Below are 21352 nucleotides of genomic sequence, written 5' to 3'. Positions count from 1 at the left end.
ACCCGGACGGAGGGTGAAAAGTTGCGTTCAGGATCGTGCGTTTGCTCCCACCGCCCTTTCGGGACGCGGGGAAGGCGCAAAAAGCAACGCTATCCTGCCCCCACCCTTCGCGCCTCCACCACATTCGGTAGCGCGGCCAACCGGTCAAGCAAGGTGGAAAGCTGTTCAAAATCGCGCACGCGCAGGGTGTAGCGCATCTCGACTTCGCCGGTGCGTGCAAACAACCGGCTGGAGGAGGCGATGATGCCGATCGTGGCGTTGCTGATGACGCTTACGACATCCTTTTGCAAGCCCTTGCGATCATAACCGTTGAGCTGAATGGTGACCTCGTACGCCTGCGCGGCGGCATGGCCCCAGGTGACTTCGATCACCCGATCCGGATCGCGACGCGCGAGCCGCTCCAGGCTCACGCAATTGGCGCGATGCACGGAAACCCCACGCGTGCGGGTGATGAAACCACGCACCGGGTCGCCCGGCAGTGGCTGGCAGCACTTGGCCAGGACCGTGAGCAGATTGCCAACGCCTTCGATCGTGATGGCGCTGTGATCGAACACCGTGGGCCGTGCGACGGTAGCGGGTACGTCTACGGGGTCAGCCGGTTGTTGCGACTCCTGCAGCACCCGCGCCACCTGCCCGACGCTGATTTCGCCCAGCGCAAGGCTGATCAGCAATTCATCCTGCGTTTGCAGATGCAACTGCGCCGGCAGCCGGCTCAGATCCACCTCCGGCAATGCCAGCCGCTTGAGTTCGCGTTCCAGCAACGCGCGACCGGCCGCGAGATTGGCTTCATGCGCACTGCGCCGAAACCATGCGCGCACTTTGTCACGCGCGCGGCTGGTATGCAGATAGCCGTGATGCGCCGAAAGCCAGTCGCGCCGAGGTTCGGCGAATTTAGTGGTGAGGATTTCCACGCGATCGCCGCTATGCGGCTGGTGGGTCAGCGGCACGATGCGTCCGTTGACCTTCGCCCCACGGCAGCGATGCCCCACCTCGGTGTGCACGTGATAGGCGAAGTCGAGCACGGTAGCGCCGTGCGGTAGGTCCACCACTTCGCCCTTGGGCGTAAGCACGTAGACACGATCCTCAAGCAGTTCGGTCTGCAGTTCCGCCGCCAGTTCGCCGTCGTCGTTGCGCGGCTCCAGCAGTTTGCGCATCCAGGCGATTTTCGCTTCGAAATCTGCGTCACCGCTGCCGCCCTCCTTGTAACGCCAATGCGCAGCCACGCCCAGTTCGTTGGCGCGATGCATCTCGTGCGTGCGGATCTGCACTTCCAGCGTTTTGCCGCGGGGGCCAATCACCGCCGTATGCAACGAGCGATAGCCATTGCTCTTGGGACGGGCCACGTAATCGTCGAACTCGCCGGGCAGATGCGGCCACAGCGCATGCACCATGCCGAGCGCGGCATAGCAGTCCGACACGGAATTCACCAGGATGCGCACGGCTCGGATGTCGTAGAGATCGGAAAACTCCACGGCCTTGCGCTGCATCTTCTTCCAGATGGAATAGATGTGCTTGGGACGCCCGGCCAGATCGGCCTGGATCTCGGCATTGCGTAATGCCTGGCCGAGTTCGGCCAGGGCTTCGCGGATGAAGCTCTCGCGGTCGGCGCGGCGCTCGTCCAGCAACGTGGCGATGCGCCGGTAGGTATCCGGTTGCAGGTAGCGGAAGGCAAGGTCTTCCAGCTCCCACTTCAGTTGCCAGATGCCGAGCCGATTGGCGAGCGGCGCGTGAATGTCACGTGTTAGCCGCGCCAGTTCCTGACGCTCATTCTCGGGCAAGGTGCCGGCGGCACGCATGCGCGCCAATTGACGTGACAGCAAGACGAACACCACGCGCACGTCGCGGATGATTGCCAGCAACAGCCGGCGCAACCCTTCCGAACCACCCTGCGGTGGTCGTTGCGCATGCAGCGCCCACACGCGCTCGGCGGCCATCTGGCCGGCCACCAGGCGTTGCAGTTCGTCGGGCAGCGACGCGGCGCGCTGTTCCCACACCAGTGGATGCACGCGCGCCATTTCGAACCACAGCGTGGCAGCCTGGGTCTGCGCATCGCAACCGAGCATGGCTAACAGATCCAGCACGTCGCCGCATTCGCGCTCGTTCACGCCATTTTGCGCGCACACCGTCAGCGCGTCGGCCAGTACCGGGGCCAGTGCGCCGGCCCGTGACTGCCACGCCGCCAGATGTCCTGCGGTGGTGGTGGCGTGAACCATGAAGTTTCGTCGTTATTGTGCCCTTTCAGGAGCATAGCTCAACCGCAAAGGCTGACAAGAATGGATGGCCCGTCGCGACGAGCGCGCTTTTCTCGAAATGCCAGACGACCTATTCGCCACCCCGCGAACGGGTTCTGGCGGGGTTGGCAATTTGTGAGTCACCGGGCCGACGAACCCAACAGCCGGTCGCAAGCTGACGTGACGGCCTGGAGCCTTTGCGATTTATCGCAAGGATTCCAGCGCCTTCGCCAACCGCTTTGCCGACACGGGCTCGGCCGTCTTCAACTCCTGCGCAAACAGCGATACGCGCCACTCCTCGATCAGCCAGCGCAATTCGTCCAGGTCTCCATCGCCGGCTGCACGGTGGTTGAGGTATTCGCGCCAATACGGCAATACCTGCAGCATGCGTTGCTGATCTTTGGTGGGATCCTGCTGCAGGCGTTCGGCGCGCAACCGCATGGCTTTGAGGTAACGCGGAAAATGCGCAAGGCGCGCCGTCGACAGGTCGCGTAAAAAGCCCGGTGCAAGCAAGGCGTCCAATTGTTCGCGCAAGTCGTCGTAGCTGGCACGCGCAAAGCCTATCAGTGGTGGTTGCAGCCAAGGCTTCATGTCGGCCTGTGCTTCGATGATCGGCTCGGCCAGCTTCAGCCGCTCCACCGCCGCACCGAACACGTCGCGCGTGAAGTGCCCGCGCAGCACTTCGAACGCGGCGGCGCTACGCACGTTGAGATCCCGGGCTTGAAGCAGGTCATTGAAGCCGCCTTCGACCAGATCCTCACGCAAGCCATCCACGCCGCCAAGCGGCGCGTACTTCAAGGAGATGGAATGGGAAATCGGCAGGCGCCGACGTGCTTGCTTGATATCCGTGGCAACGGCATTGCGCAGCAAGCGCTCCACGCCTTTGATGTGCGCAACCCGTGCTTCATCGCGACGCTCGAACACGCGCAGCGCAACGGCCTCACCAAGATCGACCAAGGCAGGGAACGCAAGCAATCCACCGTCGGAACGCACTTGCTCAGGGATTTCCTCAAAGTCCCAGCTTGTTACATCTTCACGCGTGAGCTCAATATCGGTCTTGCGGGAGAACGCTTCGCGCGCTTGTCCTTCCCATTGATTACGTAATTGCGCAAGATCACGCCCCGTCGCAAGCGTGCGGCCTTGTTCGTCATGCAGACGAAAACGCATCGAAAAATGCGCTGCCAATGCGACAGGAGCAAAGTCACCCACACCGATGTCCACGCCCGTCGTTCGCCCCAGGAACGAAGCAAGCGCCTTGTATAGAGGCTCATCGCGTGGCACCTCCGCCTCGACAAACGCACGCGCAAAATCGGGAGCAGGAACAAAGTTGCGACGCAGCGCTTTGGGCAGACCACGAATCAGCTCGGCCACCTTGTCGCCGAGCAGACCGGGCACGAGCCATTCGCAGCGCGCGGCGGGCAACGCATTGAGCATCGCCAACGGCAGGTGCAAGGTCACGCCGTCAGCGTCATCGCCCGGTACGAAACGGTATTCCAGGCGATAACGCTGCGGCGGAATATCGAGCGAGGCGGGAAACGCCTTGGGGTCTAGCCCCGAACCACCGACCATCACATCATCAATCGACCAACGCAAAGCAGCCTGTTCGGTGGGACGCGCATGCCGATACCACGCCTCCAAGGCACGGCTGCTGGCGATTTCTTCCGGCAATTTGCCGCGGAAGAAATCGACCAACTCGTCTTCGTGGCGGATCAACCCTTCGCGTCGCTGCCGCGCTTCGATGCCGTGCGCGTCTTCCAGCACGCGCTGGTTGGCGCGGATGAAATCCACGCGCGCCTCGATGTCACAGCGCGCGAGGGCTTCACGCAGAAAGATCTCGTGCGCGAGTGCGGGATCCTGTGTCTGAAACGTCACCGGCCGACGCTCGACCAGCACCAGCCCGAACAAACTCACTTGCTCGTACGCCACCACCATGCCGCGCTTACGCGACCAATGTGCATCGCGACAGGTGCTTCGCAGCAGATGCGCGGCCTGCTGTTCGATCCATACCGGCTCCACGCGCGCGCACATCATGCCCCACACGCGGCCACCGATATCGATGATTTGCGCGGCGAAAAGCCAGTTCGGTGCTGACTTGGCGAGTGCAGAACCGGGGAATACCTGGAAGCGGCGCTCGCGCGTACCGCGATAAATACTCTTTTCGTCCTTGTTACCGACCTGCGTGGGGAGTCCGGCCAGCAAGCTGCGATGGGTGGCTTCGTAAAGATGCTCGCCCTCGCCGCCGCCGCCTTCATTTCCTCTTCCCCCTGGAGAGGGTGAGCCGGACTTGGCCGAGTGCTTATGTGCAGGGGCATTGCCTGCTTTTGTCTTTCTACCCGCAACCGTGCGCGAGTTTTCATCGTTGCCCCGGATAGCAGAGGGCGCAGCGACTGCATCGAGCCTCCATCCCAATTCCTGCGCCACGAGCAACAACTGCCGATGCAATTCGCGCCATTCGCGCATGCGCAAGAAACTCAGGAAATGCCGCGAACACCAATCACGCAACTTGGACTGCGTCAATTCCTCATGCGCGGTGTCGTATGCGCGCCACAGATTCAGCACGCCGACAAAATCCGACTTTGGATCGGCAAACGCCGCGTGCGCCGCGTCCGCCTGCTGGCGCGCATCGGCCGGGCGCTCGCGCGGATCCTGGATGCTGAGGAACGCCACGATGATCAGCAGTTCGCGCAAACTTCCCAGCTTGTGCGCTTCGACCAGCATGCGCGCGAGCTGCACGTCGATGGGCAGCCGCGAGAGCGTGCGACCGATCTCGGTGAGCTGGCGCTTGTCGTCGATCGCGCTGATTTCGGCGAGCCGCCGATAGCCATCGGCCACCACGCGCGGATCGGGCGATTCGAGGAACGGGAATTCATCCACCTCGCCCAAACGCAGCGACAACATGCGCAGAATCACATTGGCGAGCGAGGAGCGCAGCAGTTCCGGATCGGTGTACGCAGCGCGCGAAGCGAAATCCGCCTCGTCGTACAGGCGATAGCAGATACCTGGGCCGACGCGTCCGCAGCGTCCCTTACGCTGATCGGCCGCCGCTTGCGAAACCGGCTCCACGTGCAGGCGTTCCAACTGGCTGCGTTGGCTGTAACGCTTCACGCGCGCGGTCCCGGTGTCGATCACATAACGGATGCGCGGCACGGTGAGCGAGGTTTCCGCCACGTTGGTAGCAAGTACCACGCGCCGCTTCGGGCCGGGCTTGAACACGCGATCCTGGTCGGTGGTGGAAAGGCGCGCGTACAGCGGCAGGATCTCGGTTTCGCGATATTGCCGCCGCGACAGCATCAAATGCGTATCGCGAATCTCGCGCTCGCCGGGCATGAACACCAGTACATCGCCGCGGGGATCCTCGTGTGTGATCTCATCCAGCACGGCGGCAATGTGCTCTGCGCTGCCCTGTTGCAACTCGCCGCTGCGCTGATTGCGGCGTGCGGCAACCTCATCCGCCGAACGCCACCGTACTTCTACCGGATAAGCACGCCCCTCCACCGAGACCACCGGTGCGTTGCCGAAATGATCGGCGAAGCGCGCGGTATCAATGGTGGCGGACGTGACGATGATTTTCAGCTCAGGACGCTTCACCGCCAGACGCTTGAGATAGCCCAGCAGGAAATCGATGTTGAGGCTGCGCTCGTGCGCCTCATCAATGATCAAGGTGTCGTACGTCGACAGCCATGGGTCGCCCTGCGTTTCGGCCAGGAGAATGCCGTCGGTCATGAACTTGATCAGGCTCTGTTCGGAGACCTGATCGGTAAAGCGCACCTGGAAGCCGACTTTGTCGCCCAGCTGCGTGCCTAATTCCTCAGCCACACGGCGCGCCACCGAACGCGCGGCCAGCCGACGCGGCTGCGTGCAACCGATGATGCCCGCCTCGCCACGGCCGGCGGCCAGGCACAGCTTCGGCAATTGGGTGGTTTTGCCGGAGCCGGTTTCTCCGGCGATCACCACCACCTGATGCTCGCCGATCAGCTTGACGATTTCGTCGGCACGCGCGGTGATCGGTAGCGATTCGTCCAGCCGGATGGGTGGCTTGCTCTGCGCACGCTGCTGCCTCCGCTCGACGGACGCGGCGATATCGGCGGCCAGCGCGTCCAGTCTTTTTTCGTCCGGACGGCGCGACAAGCCGCGCCAGCGACCCAGCAGACGGCCAAAATCGCGGCTGGAGACGGTATCCAGCAACGCGTGCATGGCGCGCAGGCGGGTTTCTGGGGGCGTGGAAGGAGTTTCAGGCTTAGAAGGCTTCATGCAGATGCCTATGATAGCCGGTGACTATCGCCGGAATCTGCACGTCAAGGTCGCCGGTGACGCGGGGACGAAGGCACGGCCAGCACGCTTACTGGCCGCCTGAAGGCGCACAAAAAGACCGCATGGATGTTGCAATCACCATTGAGGTGATCCCACGGCAAGCACGTCTGCTCCCTCCTCAGCGTAGAGCCTGGGAGGGAAAGGCGGCGCTCAGAATCTCTGCGTGTAACGCAGATAGACGAACCGTCCATAGTCATACGATGGGTCGTAGGCATACGACGTGTCGGTTTCGATCGGACCGCCTGAGGTAAAGCCACCATAGAAGTACGGTGCCAGGCGGTTGAATACGTCGTTCGCACCGAAGGCAATCGTGCCGTTCCAGGGTGTATTCCAATATACCTGCACATCGTTGAAGGTGACGGAGGGAATCTGCGTCATCGGCGTAATGCCCACGCCCGGCTGGAAGTAGTTCGGCAATGTGCATGGAAAGGCCGAATAGCCCGGGCTGTAGCAAGGATCCTTAAGCGGCCCGTAGTAACGCAACGTCCATTCCACGCCGTAGTTCCGGTATTGCCAGCCAATGGTGAAATTGGAGCGCACGCGCCAATAGGAGCCGAAGCCGTTGTTATACGAGACTGGTGCGCCCGCATATTGCTCGGTGTTGTTGTGCGAGTAGTAGGTGGATTTGGACTCAAGCGTGAACTGGCCGAAAGAGAATTTGGGCAGCTTGTACGACAGATCCACATCGTAGCCGGCCACATCCATCCAACCCTGGTTCTGCTCGCCCATGAACAGGCTGCTTACCTGATAGTCGTCCGCTGGCGTGCGTTGGAACAACTGACAATCGGCGACGATGCCAAGCGCGTAGCAGTTGTCTAGCACCTGATTGCCGTTAATGAACGAAATGACATTGCGCACGATGTAGTGGAAATAATCCACCGTGGCATTGGCGCCAGTCAGATAGCTGGGACTGTAGACGACGCCAATTTGGAAACTCTTGGACGTCTCCGGCTTGAGGTTGGGATTGCCGCCCTGCGTAAACGGTGCGTACACCGGATAACCGCCTGGCGCGGTGACCGTCGAGCCCGGCGCGGTTTCCTGCATGAAACCTGTCGGATATTCAGCACCCAGGCCTGCCGCGTTCAACGCCGCCTGATTCAACCCCGGCTGGCCACCGATGCCGTTAGTGCAGTTCCTGGCCACGGCCGTGTTATAGCGAGCAAGGCCGTAAACCACGTCGCAAGGATCGTTGTAGAACGGATAGGTCGTGGTGACACCGCCATAGAGATCGCCCACCGTCAGCGCGCGGAAGCCTGTGCCGTAACTGGCGCGCACCATCAGGTCGTCGATCGGCTTCCAGGTCACCTTGAATTGCCGGTTATTGGTGCCGCCGAAATTGCTGTAGTGGGAAAAGCGGTCGGCGACATCCAGGCTCAAGGATTGGATCAGCGGCAGATCCTTGAGCAGCGGCGCATTCATCTCAAGCCAGGTTTCGCTGACGTTGTATCCGCCGGCCGTCGGCGCACCGGCGAGATTGGTGGTCAACCCTTCCGCCGAAGGAATATCCGGCGTGTCGTAACCATAGAGATTACGGTGCGAGGCGCCCACCGCAAAGGTCAGATCACCGGCGGGCAACTCGACAATATCGCCACTGAAATCGATCTGCGGTCCTTTCTCCGAACTGCCGTAATGCTCGTAGCCATTGACGTCGATGTAATTGAGCATGGCCGAGGTATAACGCGGGCCGAGCACATTCAGCGGCACGCAACCGGCAATGACGGCGCCCGGCGTACCGCATTCGACGGTACCGTTGGAAGCCAGGAAGGAAGGTCCGAGCGCGTTGTAGAGATTCGGTAGGGAAAAATTGCCCGTATCCAGAATGGTGCCTTGGTAACGCGTCTCGTAGTAATAGACGTCCCAGTTGAACAAGTGTTCGCCGATGCTGAAATTACCTTCCAGGCCAAGGCTGAAGCGGAAGTTTTCGACCTTGTTGATGTTCCAGCGTGGCAGCTCCAGCACATTGCGCTGAAAGGACAGTGCGGTCGGCGTCTGGCCCGGGGCATTGGTCGGGTTGTAGTAGCTGTAGGGCGACAACTCCATGCCCGTGTACTGCGGATATTGCAGGGAATACAGACCTGAGCTGGATAACGGGAAGCCAGCCAGCAGCGCGGTATTGGCCTGCTGATTGGCGCTGGCCGTGAAATCCGCCGTGAGGTTATTGTTGATGTCGTAATGCCCTTGCGCGAACAGATTCTTCATGCTCGTCGCGCTCTGCAGGCTTTGATAGGGATTGATGTTGGCGTAATCACCGGGATTGGTTACCACACCGTTGGCCGACGAAACGGGCGTTTGCAGCAGGTGGTAGTCATTGATGTTGGTGGAGTTGCCGCCGTTATTGAGCACGTACACATTGTTGTCCAAGTAAAACTGGCCTTGCGTCCCGTACGGTGCCCAGCCATTCAAAGGAAAGTTACCCGTCAATGGGTAGTTGCTGAAAGAACGATCAGCCGCACTAATGGCATCTTGCTTTTGGTACTGCGCAGCGAGTTCCACCGAACCGTGTGAAAAGGTTTTGCCGAACAACACACTGTATTGGCCCTGATCGCCGTCACCGCCCGGCAGATATTTGCCGTTGTAGATATCGAGCTCAGCGCCGTTGAAGTTCTGCTTGGTGACAATATTCACCACGCCGGCAATCGCATCGGAGCCGTAGATGGCCGAAGCGCCGTCGGCCAGCACGTCGATGTGATCAACGATCGCGGTCGGTATCGTGTCCAGGTTGGTGAGGCCGTCGTAAGAGGTCCCCACGCGCTTGCCATCGATCAGCACCAAGGTGCGTTGCGTACCGATGTTGCGCAGGTCGATATAGGTACCGCCCACGTCCGGGCCACCCTCATACGGATCGGATTTGCTGATGTCGGGCGAGGACGCCGAGGTAAGGTTATTCAGCAGTTGGCCGACTGTTGCGAAGCCCTGGTGCTGAATATCTTCCGAGGTGATGGTAACCACCGGTTGTGCCAATTCCACATCGACACTGCGGATCAGCGAGCCGGTGACCGTGACGGTTTTTAGCGTCTTGGCTTGCGCCGTAGTGCTCGATGCCTGCGACTGATCCCCTGTCTGCGTAGCGGTCGTGGTTTGTGGCGAAGGTCCGGATGGTTGCGTCGAGGTCGTTATCATCGTGGACTGCGCCTGGGCAAGCTGGGTATAACCCAAGAGTCCCGCGAGGGCACTGCAAATCACGACGTACAACAGTTTCCGCTGCTGAGCCTTCATGATCTTCCCCGATTGTCAGGTCCGCGCAAGCTCCTTCATGGCTCGCGCTCATACGGCCGACTCCAAAAATCCATAAGAAATCGGCGCCTTCCCCTGTTTTTTTGAAGATAGCGACAACGCCTAAAGACGTGTAGTGCCTGTCTGCGCAAATGCGTTAATGCCAATGCACTACTTTTCATTGATGCGCGCGCAAACAAAACCGTTGCGCAATAGATTGCGAGATGCCCACGTAAATCGTTGCGAACAACTTCAACCGCCCTCTGCCTTGGTGACCATGCATTCACTTCAACAAACGACACAAGCATCGATACCTCATCCATAGTGACGAATGAGGCGAAGCAAGTTCGACATGGAACGACCGAACATGATCAGGCATACACGGTGCATTCGCCGGGTGAAGGGTAACGGCATCGAGCAAGACGTGGTCTAACACGCGGAGCGCCATCGTCAGACATCGCCGCCGGGGATCATCGACAGCGACGTCCCCATGCCGGCTTTCATACCAGGCTGCCGGACGGCAAAGGGCTACTTCCACATCCATGCCAAGTCAGCGCCCTGACCTCGCGCTGACCGCTCAAGGCGCAATTTATTGAGCCCACGGCCGTTAATTGGTTAAGCTCCGCGAGCTTCATGTGCCTCGAAAGAGGACCTTACGGGGATTTTCTTGAGCGCTAGAACCACCCAACCTAAAACCGGGCCGTCGATTTTCACCGCCATTCTGCTGGCTCTGGTGGTCGCCGCGTTGAACATCGGCCTGTGGTGGTGGGGTAACCAGCCGCGTGGTCCGCAGGACTGGCACGGTCAGATCAATGGCTTCGCCGTCTCGCTGTTCCAGCGCTACCAGGACCCCTTCAAGCAGAGCTTTCCCAGCGATGAAGAGGTCGACAGCGACCTGAAGCTCCTGCGCCAGTACACCGGCCGCATCAGCACCTACTCGACGCTGGTGAACCCGCAGGTTTACCGGCTTGCCCAGAAAGAGGGGCTGAAGGTCATGGCTGGCGCGCAGATCGACACGCGCCTGGATAACAACGAGAAGGAGCTGGATGCCCTGATCGCCCTGTCGCACCGCTATCCGGACACCATCGAGCGCGTCGTGGTGGGCAACGAAGTGCTGTTCCGCAACGACCTGCCCCTCGACAAAATGATCACGTATCTCGACCGGGCCCGCGCGCATATCCGCCAGCCGGTGTCGATCGCCGAGCCGGACTACATCTGGCTGAAGTATCCGGAACTGGCCGATCACGTGGATTTCATCACCATCCACCTGTTTCCCTTCTGGAATGGCTTGCCGGTGTCTGGCGATGAAAAGTATTCGGTCGCGCTGCAGGCGGCCGAAGGCGCATACATGTCGATCAAAGAGCGCTTCCCCCACAAGCATATTGTCGTGGGAGAAGTGGGCTGGCCGTCCAACGGCGATCGTCGCGAGCGTGCGTATCCGTCCGTCTCCAACGAGGCCATCTTCGATCGCCAATGGCTGATCTGGGCCAAGCAGCAGAACGTCGACTACTACCTGTTCGAAGCGTTCGACCAGCCCTGGAAGGAAGGTCTGGGCGAAGGCCGCACCGGCGCCTACTGGGGCGTGTTCAACGCCGACCGCCAGCTCAAGTTCCCGTTTACCGGCCCCGTCATCGAAGACACCGGCTGGCCGTGGAAGGCATTGGCGGCGAGTCTGCTGGCGATCATCCCGATGGTGTGGTTCGGCATCCGCTACCGCCGCTTCAAGCTGACCGGTCGATTGTTCTTCGATGTGCTGATCCAGTTGGCCTGCGGCTTGATCGTGTGGGTGGTCACGCTGCCGTTCAACTTCTACCTGAGCTGGGTGGACTGGAGCATGCTGGTGCTGCTGTTCCCGGCGCAGGTGGCGATCCTGGCCATTCTTCTGATCAACGGCTTCGAATTCACGGAAGTGTTATGGCGGCGTCAATGGATTCGCCACGCGGCGCTACTGCCGCCCGATCCACCGGAGAAGCAGCCATTCGTCTCCATCCATCTGGCCTGCTACAACGAGCCGCCGGAGATGGTGGCCATCACGCTCGATTCGCTCGCTGCGCTGGAGTACGAAAATTTCGAAGTGCTGGTGATCGACAACAATACCAAGGATCCGGCGATCTGGCAGCCGGTGCAGGCGTATTGCGAAAAGCTGGGATCGCGCTTCCGTTTCTTCCATCTGGAGCCCTGGCCCGGCTTCAAAGCAGGTGCACTGAACTTCGGCCTGAAGGAAACAGACCAACGCGCCGACGTGGTGGCGGTGATCGACGCGGACTACGTGGTACGCCAGGACTGGCTCAAAGCGCTTACCGGCTACTTCCACGATCCGAAGGTCGCCGTAGTGCAGTGCCCACAGGCGCATCGCGATTTCGAGCACAACCGGTTCCGCCGCATGACCGCATGGGAATACGACGGTTTCTTCCGCATCGGCATGCACCATCGCAACGAGCGCAACGCGATCATCCAGCACGGCACCATGACCATGGTGCGCCGCTCGGCACTGGAAGGTACCGGCGGCTGGTCCGAATGGACTATCTGCGAAGACGCCGAACTTGGCCTGCGCCTGATGCATGCAGGCTACGATCTGGTGTACGTCGACGAGCTGATGGGCAAGGGCCTCACGCCCGCCGATTTCAAGGCGTATAAGAGCCAGCGCTATCGTTGGGCCTTCGGCGCGATGCAGATCCTGAAGGGCCGCTGGGGTTGGATGACGAAAAGGGGCCCGCTCAGCGGTGGCCAACGCTTCCACTTTCTCACTGGCTGGTTCAGCTGGTTCGCCGATGCGTTGCATTTGATCTTCACGCTGATGGCGATCTTCTGGACCGCCGGGATGGTAGGCCTGCCGCAAATCTTCAGCCTGCCGATGCAGCTGTTCTTGATCCCGGTGATCGGCTTCTTCTTTGCCAAGGCGATTTTCGGCGTGGTGCTGTATCGCGCACGCGTGCCTTGCGGCTGGTACGACACCATCATGGCGTCGATCGCCAGCATGGGTCTGAGCCACGCCATTGCGCGCGGCATCCTGCATGGCCTCACACGCGAGAAAACCTCGTTCGTGGTCACCGCCAAGAGCCGGCGCCTGGGCGGCAGCAATTTCGCTGCGTTCACCCCCGTGCGCGAGGAAATGCTGATGTTCCTGGCGCTCGTGCTGTGCATCGCCGGCATGGCGATGAGCCGCGCCGCGCACTTCACGGAAGGCCAGTTGTGGATGTTCATCCTGGCCGCGCAGTCGATTCCCTATGCGTCCGCCGTAATGGGTGCGTGGATTGCGCACAGAGCCGGCGACAAGGCGGGTTAGGCACGCATTCACGCCAGATGCCCGATCAAACCAAGATGAAAAAGACTACAACTCAGTGGGAAATTAACTGAGTTTCGATGCGAGTACCCCGCGCGAATTATCTCCACTAGTCCTAAATGTGGAGGTTTACATCATGCGTCTTCGTACTTTACCGACTTCGCTCACCGCGATCGCGGCAGCCTGTGTGATCACCGCACCCGCATTCGCCAGTCAGCAGGATCAACCGGGTTACTACGTATCCGCCAGGACGGTGTACGCGCGACAACAAGCGAACAACATGGACCTGAGCCTTCGGCCCCGCATCGGTTCATTCGCTTCCGGCAAGGACAGCGCTGAGCGCTTCACGGGTGCCTTCGCCGCAGGCTATCAATTTGGAAACGGATGGCGTGCGGAAGGTGAATACGTCGCCAGAGCGACCTCGGCGTTCACCAGCGGCTCGACCGCTTTCCCCACCAGCTTCAATCACGATCGTATTTCCAGTCAGCGTTTCATGCTCAACGGATATCGGGATTTTGCGCTTGGTCACGGCTTTTCGGCTTACGCCTCGCTGGGTTTGGGCATCACCAACGCGCGATCCGGCGGGTGGCAAGGCAATCCGTCGCGCCAGTTCGATCGCACTACGCAAAACAATCTGACGTATGCCGTGGGCGTAGGCGTGAGTTATGCACTAGCAAAGCGGTGGACCGTGGATCTTGGCTATCGTTATGCAGACATGGGCCACGCTCAGAGCGGTTGGAACGCCTTCGCCAACGCCCCCGGATTACGCGACGAACAACTGAGGGCCAACCTCGTCGCCAATGAAATCTATCTGGGTGTACGGTTCCTTTTCGACTAATCCGTTTGGCGGTGAATCACCGTGTGACCACCATCAGGAGCTGATGGGCCAGCGCCTTGCAATTCATTGCAATGCGCTGGTCATGAGCTGGCTCTTTTGTACCGGGCTTGTCGCTCCGACTATCGACGACGCATATCGAAAAAATGAGAGCCCCCTCCTTAATGTGTGATGCACATACATCGCGCTAAGCTGCCACTTGCGATACTGAGTCTAGGATGGAACCCTAAGGCATGCGCCGGATTCGCCGCTATTTGAGCCTGCTCCCGCTGTTGCTCGTCCCTGCATTGAGCCATGCAGGGGTTCAGCTGGTGGTCGATGGTGTGAACGATCCGCTCAAGGCCGCGGTGATCGCGGGTGTGAGCCTCTCCCAATACGCATCGCGCGATGTGAGCGAAGCGCAAGTGCATCGTCTTTATGAGCGAAGCAAAACCGAAGCCGGCACTGCGCTGAGGCCGTACGGGTATTACGACGCGCATGCAACCGGCAAACTCGAACATGTCGGCAAAGATTGGCGCGTGACCTTGCACGTGGTTCCCGGCGTATCGGTCAACGTCACCTCAGTCGATATTCAACTCGATCCCACGGCAGCCGCATTGCGTCCGGTCCGTACCGCACGCCACGGCATCGACAAACTCAAAGGCCAGCGCCTGGATGATGCCGCCTACGATTCGGCACGCGACGCGTTGAACAATGCGTTGATCGCCGACGGCTATCTCGACGCCAAGCTCACGGTGCACCGTGTCGAGGTCAATCGCGGCGAACACAGCGCGGCTATTCATCTGGCCTGGCAGGTGGGCCAGCGCTATCGCTACGGGCAAGTCCGCTTTGAAGGTTCACAGTTTCAAACCGGCTTCCTGCAGCGTTATGTTCCTTTCAAGCCGGGCGATTATTTCGACCAGAATCAACTGCTCGCACTACAGCAGGCATTGAACGGCGCCGATTATTTCTCGGTCGTCAACGTGATTCCCGAGACCGACAAGAGCAAAAACGGTATTGTCGATATCGACGTGGAATTGGCACCGGCCAAGCGCACGATCTACACCAGTGGCCTGTTCGTAGGCACCGATACGGGCTTTGGCGTACGCGGCGGCGTGGAATATCGCTGGATCAATCGCTACGGGCACAAGTGGAAAAATGACATCGTGCTGGCACAGCGTCTGAAAACCGTGTCGAGCCAATACTCCATTCCCTTACCGGGCGATAACCAGCGCAGCCTCAATTTCGGCGCCAATTATCGCGATGCCAACACGGTTACGTCGCAATCGCGCACGCTGGAACTGGTCGCCAATGAAAGCGAACTCTGGCATGACTGGGTGCGCACGGTCGGCGTGCACGCACTCACCGGCACTTTCGACGTCGGCAAGCGACCGGATGAACCGGAAAGCACCCCGGGCGTGGAACATGGACGCAGCACGTTGATCTACGCGGAAGGCTCGCTCAGTCGCAAGGTAGCGGACAACCTCGACTTTGTTCGCCGCGGCTGGTCGCTGAGTTTCGACGCGCGCAGTACGGCGGGCGATCTGCTTTCCACCGCGCGCTTTAGCGAACTCACCGCGAGTGGCAAGTGGATTCGCGCCTTCTGGCGCAACAATCGCTTGATTCTACGTGGCGATATCGGCCACGTATGGACGGGTAATTTCGAGGCGCTCCCACCGCAATTACGCTTCTTCGCCGGTGGCGACCAGTCGATCCGCGGCTATCCCTACCAGGCCATCGGTCCGCAAAACAGTTACGGGCGCGTGATCGGCGGCAACAGCCTGATGATCGCCAGCGCCACGGTGGAACACTACTTCACCCCGCGCTGGGGCATCGCCACCTTCGTCGACGCCGGCAATGCCTTCGACGGCATCGCCGTGCATCCCAAAATCGGCACGGGCGTCGGCGTACGCTGGCGTTCGCCGGTGGGTCTTATCCGCCTGGATTTAGGTACGCCGGTAAACGATGCGCAACGCCATGGCCTTGAGTTGCATCTGGTGATCGGGCCTGATTTATGAGCAGCCTCGACATGAAACACCCTGAGCAATTTCCTGCTGGCGCTGCCTCCCCTGCTTGCACGGGAACGGGCCTGTCCGCTACGAGTGCACCTAAACGCGCTCGAACGCGCGGCCTGCAAAAATCCACCAGGCACGGCCTTTCATGATTACCGCAACGCCCCCTCTCCGTCGACGCCGACGCTGGCTCCTTGCCATCGGCATCGGCCTGCTGGTTTTATTCGCATTGATGACGGGTGGCCTCGGCTGGCTGCTGTGCACAGGTGCCGGCTTGCGCTTTGCGCTGGCACAAGCGCAGGGTTTCACGCATGGCGCGTTGCACGTCGAACAAGCGCGAGGTCGGCTGATCGGTCCCATCGATATGACGCAGCTGCGCTACGACGACGGCAAAGGTACCGACGTCGTCATCACCGGCGCGCATCTGGATTGGAATATCGCCTCGCTGCTCTACAAGCAGTTGCACGTCGTCGATCTGGATGTCGCGCGCGTGGATGTCGCGTTGCCCAAGTCGGAAGAAACGTCGTCCTCCTCAAGCACCTTTTCAGCGCAGCCGCCCATCGACATCGTGCTGGATCGCGCGCATGTCGGTCCGGTAACGGTTACCGAGCAAGGCAAGGCATTGTTCGCATCCGATCGTCTCGATCTGTCCGGCCGCTGGACTTCGTCCGGCATCGATGTGAACAAACTTTCCTTACGCGCCCCGGAGGGTCATGTCGACCTCGACGGCCAGCTTGGCATCGGGCGCCGCTACCGCGGCAAAGGCCGTGCCGATATCGTGTGGAAACTCGATGACGTCACCTACGCGGGCACGCTCAATGCACAGAGCGATGGCCGCCATGCGCATTTGCAGTTTGCGTTGACCGAACCCATGAGCGCGCAACTTCAGCTCACCATCGCGCAACGCAAGGACAACGCGTGGACGGGCGCGCTTGAGGTTCCCGCTTTCGATCCCAAACCGTTACTTGGAAACACCTCGATCACGCGTCTTGGCGTGGACCTAAAAGGCAGTGGCGAGCGCCTGAGCGGTACGCTTTCCGGTCAACTGGATCTCAACCAATACCGTCTATTGCTGCAACCGATGCAAGCGGGCCTCGACAAAGATGTAAAGACGCTTACGCTGCAACAACTGCAGCTCGCCTCGCCGCAAATCAAGGGCACGGTGCATGCGGTCGGTGCGGTCCAGCTCGATGCGCATCCGCTCGCTGCGGATCTCGCCATCAACTGGAGCAACGTCGAGCTGCCGGCAGACCTGGTCGGTCAGACACTCGCCAGCAACGGTCGCATGACCGTCAAAGGCAGCGCCGATGCCTACCATGCCGAAGGCGATGTCACCATCGGGCCACCGGGCAAACCGGCCAAACTCGCAATCAATCTGGACGGCACCCCTCGGCAGATTCAGCTGCACACGCTCAGCCTGCTGCAACCGCAAGGCCATTTCACTGCAGATGGCGCATTGACGTTGGAGCCGGAGCTCGCCTGGCAACTTCACGCCACGGCAAGCACGTTCGATCCGGGGCAATTGTTCGCTGGCTGGCAAGGCCTGCTGGATGCCGACCTCGCTACGCAGGGCAAACTTGCGGGCAACAGTCCCGATGTCACGCTCGATCTGCGCAAACTGGAAGGCCGCTTGCGTCAGCGACATATCCATGGCCTGGGTCGCCTGCACCTCGCACCTAACCATGTCGTGGATGGCACGCTCGAACTTGCATCCGGCAGCAGCACGGTCAAACTGCTGGCACGCCCCGGCAACAGCAACAATGCCAACGTCACCCTGGCGATTGCTTCGTTGAATGACTGGCTGCCGTCAGCCAGCGGCACACTCAATGGGCAATTTCACCTACGCGGCGCTTACCCCAAACTTGCCGTCAACGGATCATTGCAAGGTCGATCACTGACGTGGGAAAAGCAATCCGTCGCAAGTCTGCAATTGCAGGCAGATGTGCCTGACATCAGCAGCCCTGGAGGCAAGCTGGAGGTTGATGCCACCGATACCGATATTAGCGGCCTTGCGTTCAAACAGATTCGCCTCAGCGGCCAGGGCACTTCACTGCAACATCGCCTGACGCTCGATGCGCAAGGCCAACCGCTTTCCGTATCGCTGACGCTTAGCGGTTCGCTTAAAGCGCAAAACTGGAACGGCACCCTTTCCGCGCTCACGCTCGACGTGCAGGGATTGCCGCGGTGGCGTCTCCAGCAAGTCGCGCGTTTGGGTTGGAACAACGGCAATGCGAGCGTGGGTGTGCTCTGCCTCACCGCAGGCGAACCCCAGTTGTGCATCAACGCCACCATGGACAAGTCAGGCAATATCGACGCCGGCTACCGCCTGCACGAGGTACCGCTCGCCCTTGTCGCCAGCGCCATCGGCAGTACCGATATGCCGATGAGCGCCGATGGCGTGCTGGAGGGCAATGGCAAACTCCATCGCACCGCGGCCGGTGCGCTTACCGGCAATGCATCGATCACCTCGCAGCAGGGTCGCATCACGTACAACGAAAGCCCCGATCAGCCGCTGCTCACCTACGCGAATCTTGCGCTGAACGCCACGCTTGCACCCGGCAATCAACAGGCAACCCTGCATGCGATACTCAACAGAAACGGACGTCTGGACGGCCAGATAAACATCACCGGCGCCCAGCAAACGATGGCAGGCCAGGTCGGTGTTCACCTGGATGATCTGGGCTTCATCAGTCTCTTTACCGATGATCTTGCCAATGTGAAAGGCCGCATCGAGGGTGATTTCCGACTTGGCGGAACCGTGTCGACGCCAGCGATAAGCGGCCAGGCCAGCGTCAACGGCTTCGCCGCCGAAATTCCCGATGCGGGACTGAAGCTGACCGATGGCCGGCTTGTCGCGAGCACAACCGATGGACGGGAACTTCGTCTCGACGGCAGCGTGCAATCGGGCAAGGGCACGCTTGCCATCAACGGCACGGCGGCGCTCGATGCGCAGGCGCTCACTGCGCTCACGCTCAAGGGCAGCGCCATCACCGCCGTCGACATTCCGGCCGCCAAGGTCATCATCAGCCCCGATCTGCTCGTGCGTCACGATGCGCAAGGCCTGCAGGCCAGCGGCTCGGTCAAGCTGGACAGCGCTGACGTCAATCTCGACAAATTGCCCGGCAACGGTGTCAACAAGGCATCGTCCGATGTCGTTGTGGTCGATGAGCCGCAACCCGCCGCGGGTAGCGGCGCCACCGCGATCGTCGCCTCCATCAAGGTCGACCTTGGACAGCATGCGCATCTGGCCGGCATGGGGCTGGACGGCAAGCTGAGTGGCGTGCTGACCGTGGACGAGCGCCCCGGCCGCGCCACCACGGGGCAAGGTCAGGTCACCGTCAACGGCACTTACAAAGCCTACGGCCAGAACTTGCAGATCCAGCAAGGCCAGCTCTTGTTCGCCAGTACGCCGATCGACAATCCCGGCCTCAACATCAAGGCGATCCGCAGTCTGCAGCCCAATGCCACCATCAACGAAGGCCAGCAAGTGGGCCTTGCGATCACCGGCACGGCGCAGCGTCCGGTGCTCAACGTGTTCTCCAATCCGGCGATGGACCAATCCGATGCCCTGTCCTACCTCGTGACCGGCAAACCGCTGTCACAGGCAAGCAGCGGCGGCGATAGCAACAAGTTGAACGCCGCCGCACAGGCACTGGGCTCGGCCACCGGCAACCTGCTGGCCAAGAGCGTCGGCAGCAAGCTTGGCATCTCGGACATCGGCGTGAGCAGCAGCGACGCCTTGAACGGGAGCTCCGCATTCACCGTGGGCAAATACCTCTCCCCGCGCCTGTATATGAGCTATGGCATCGGCCTATTCGAACCCGGCCAGGTGATTACCTTGCGCTATCGCTTCAGCCGCCGCTGGAGTTTCGAAGCCCAGAACGCGACGGACTTCAATCGCGCGAGCATCAATTACCGCATCGAGAAATGAAGCACCATCGCCGCTAGTGTGCACTCACTGCTTGCTCACCGGCGGGTGCCCGCGCCGTGCGCAGAAGCACCGCACCAAGCAATGCACCCAGCGCCGCAAAACACGCGCCCACCAGAAACGCCCACTGATAACCGCCGGTAAGCGCCACTCCCTGCCCCGCGCCTGCCGCCAACAAGGTTTGCGTGCGCCACGATGCGAGGCTCGCCAGTGCGGCCAGCCCCAGCGAGCCGCCCATCATGAAAGCAGTATTGACGACACCCGACGCAAGCCCGGATTCGGACGGACCCACCTCGCTCATGGCCGCCAGCAAGACGGGATTGAACGCCACGCCCGCACCCACGCCGAGCAGGATCATGCTGGGAAGAATGTCGCGCATGAAGTGACCGTTCTCCGGCGCATGCGCAAACAACAGCAAACCGCACGCCGCAAACACCAGGCCCCCTACCAACGGGCGTCGAATGCCAAAGCGCATCACCAGTTTCGCCGAAAGCCCGAGCGAGAACAGCGCCATGATCACATTGGCCGGCAGGAAGGCGAGCCCCACTTCCATCGGGCCATAGCCGAGCACGAGCTGCATATACAGCGCCGAGAGAAAAAACCAGGCAAACATCGCCGCCGCCCACAGCACACCAACGATGTTGGAAACCACCAGATTACGCAGGCGAAACAGTCGCAGCGGCATCAAAGGCATGTGCACGCGTGCTTCCACCCAAAAGAAAACAATCAGCACGATCGCGGCTATCGCCAATTGCGATAATGTGCGTGACGACAACCAACCCGCTTCGTTGCCGTTGACGATGGCATACACCGCCAGCATCAAGGCGGCCGTTACGGTGACTGCGCCCCAGACATCCAGATGACGCGACGTCCATGCACCGGTGCCGGCGGGCAGCAACCGTAGCGAAGCGATGATCACACCGATGCCAATCGGCAGATTCACCAGAAATACCCAGTGCCAACTCAGGCTGCTGGTCAACACGCCACCCAGCATGGCGCCAATGCTGCCTCCACCGGCGCATACGAAGCCATAGACACCCATCGCCTTGGCGCGATCCTGCGGGTCGGTAAACAGATCCATGATCAGCGATAGCGCCACCGCAGTGACTACCGCGCCGCCAAGGCCCTGAATCGCACGCGCCACCACCAGCGCGATCTGCGTCATGGAGAGCCCGCAGGCGAGCGAGGCCAGCGTAAACACCGCAATGCCGATCAGAAACAGCCGGCGGTGTCCGTAAAGATCGCCCAACCTTCCGCCCAGTAGCAAAAAACCGCCGTACGTCAGCATATAGGCGTTCACCACCCAGGCCAGCTCGGTGTCGCCGAATTTCAGGTCCACCTTGATCGAAGGCAGGGCGACGTTAACGATCGTGGTATCGAGCACGATCATCAGCACACCCAGGCACAGCACGATCAAGGCGAGCCAGCGACGATCGGGATGCATGGAAACGTGAGCGGTGTGGTCCATCGGGCCGTCCTTGCGAATGAGGCGTAAGAGTTTGCTCTCTTACCTGTCGAATGAGGAAGGGTGAATTCGACAGCGCGCGTGACTGCTCGGCA

At 60.6% G+C, this 21352-nt stretch carries 8 protein-coding genes; 4 read left to right on the top strand and 4 right to left on the bottom strand.

Annotated elements, in window-relative coordinates; translation table 11 throughout:
- Nucleotides 1-89: 89 nt before the first annotated feature.
- The 3 genes from DWU98_RS01220 to DWU98_RS01205 form a co-directional block, all read right to left on the bottom strand.
- Nucleotides 90-2213: a bifunctional (p)ppGpp synthetase/guanosine-3',5'-bis(diphosphate) 3'-pyrophosphohydrolase gene (locus DWU98_RS01220; protein ID WP_115493652.1), complete on the bottom strand. Its 2124-nt coding sequence runs from the start codon at nucleotides 2211-2213 to the stop codon at nucleotides 90-92.
- Nucleotides 2214-2435: 222 nt separating this feature from the next.
- Nucleotides 2436-6482, bottom strand: coding sequence for an ATP-dependent RNA helicase HrpA (gene hrpA / locus DWU98_RS01215; protein WP_115493651.1), 4047 nt, complete (start codon nucleotides 6480-6482; stop codon nucleotides 2436-2438).
- A 210-nt stretch (nucleotides 6483-6692) separates the two neighbouring features.
- The gene (locus DWU98_RS01205) at nucleotides 6693-9758 is read right to left on the bottom strand and encodes a TonB-dependent receptor plug domain-containing protein (protein WP_115493650.1); all 3066 of its coding nucleotides are present in this window, start codon (nucleotides 9756-9758) and stop codon (nucleotides 6693-6695) included.
- Between the two features lie 664 nt (nucleotides 9759-10422).
- Between DWU98_RS01205 and DWU98_RS01200 the strand changes: the two genes are divergently transcribed.
- From DWU98_RS01200 to DWU98_RS01185, 4 genes are all read left to right on the top strand, one after another.
- Complete coding sequence (locus tag DWU98_RS01200; protein ID WP_115493649.1) at nucleotides 10423-13041, top strand: glycosyltransferase; 2619 nt, start codon at nucleotides 10423-10425, stop codon at nucleotides 13039-13041.
- 133 nt (nucleotides 13042-13174) lie between these two features.
- Nucleotides 13175-13876: an outer membrane protein gene (locus DWU98_RS01195; protein WP_115493648.1), complete on the top strand. Its 702-nt coding sequence runs from the start codon at nucleotides 13175-13177 to the stop codon at nucleotides 13874-13876.
- A gap of 230 nt (nucleotides 13877-14106) precedes the next feature.
- A complete protein-coding gene (locus DWU98_RS01190; RefSeq protein WP_115493647.1) occupies nucleotides 14107-15870 on the top strand; it encodes an autotransporter assembly complex protein TamA in 1764 nt (587 codons plus the stop codon).
- A 142-nt stretch (nucleotides 15871-16012) separates the two neighbouring features.
- The gene (locus tag DWU98_RS01185; protein WP_115493646.1) at nucleotides 16013-19795 is read left to right on the top strand and encodes a translocation/assembly module TamB domain-containing protein; all 3783 of its coding nucleotides are present in this window, start codon (nucleotides 16013-16015) and stop codon (nucleotides 19793-19795) included.
- A gap of 13 nt (nucleotides 19796-19808) precedes the next feature.
- Here DWU98_RS01185 and DWU98_RS01180 read toward each other — a convergent pair whose 3' ends face one another.
- Nucleotides 19809-21260 carry a DHA2 family efflux MFS transporter permease subunit gene (locus DWU98_RS01180; protein ID WP_230474611.1) on the bottom strand — a complete coding sequence of 484 codons (1452 nt, stop codon included), beginning with the start codon at nucleotides 21258-21260 and terminating at the stop codon, nucleotides 19809-19811.
- Nucleotides 21261-21352: the final 92 nt, after the last annotated feature.

Origin of the sequence: Dyella monticola (genome assembly GCF_003363155.1) — a bacterium.
GTDB lineage: Bacteria > Pseudomonadota > Gammaproteobacteria > Xanthomonadales > Rhodanobacteraceae > Dyella_B > Dyella_B monticola.
This window is presented reverse-complemented; position numbering and strand designations above follow the sequence as displayed.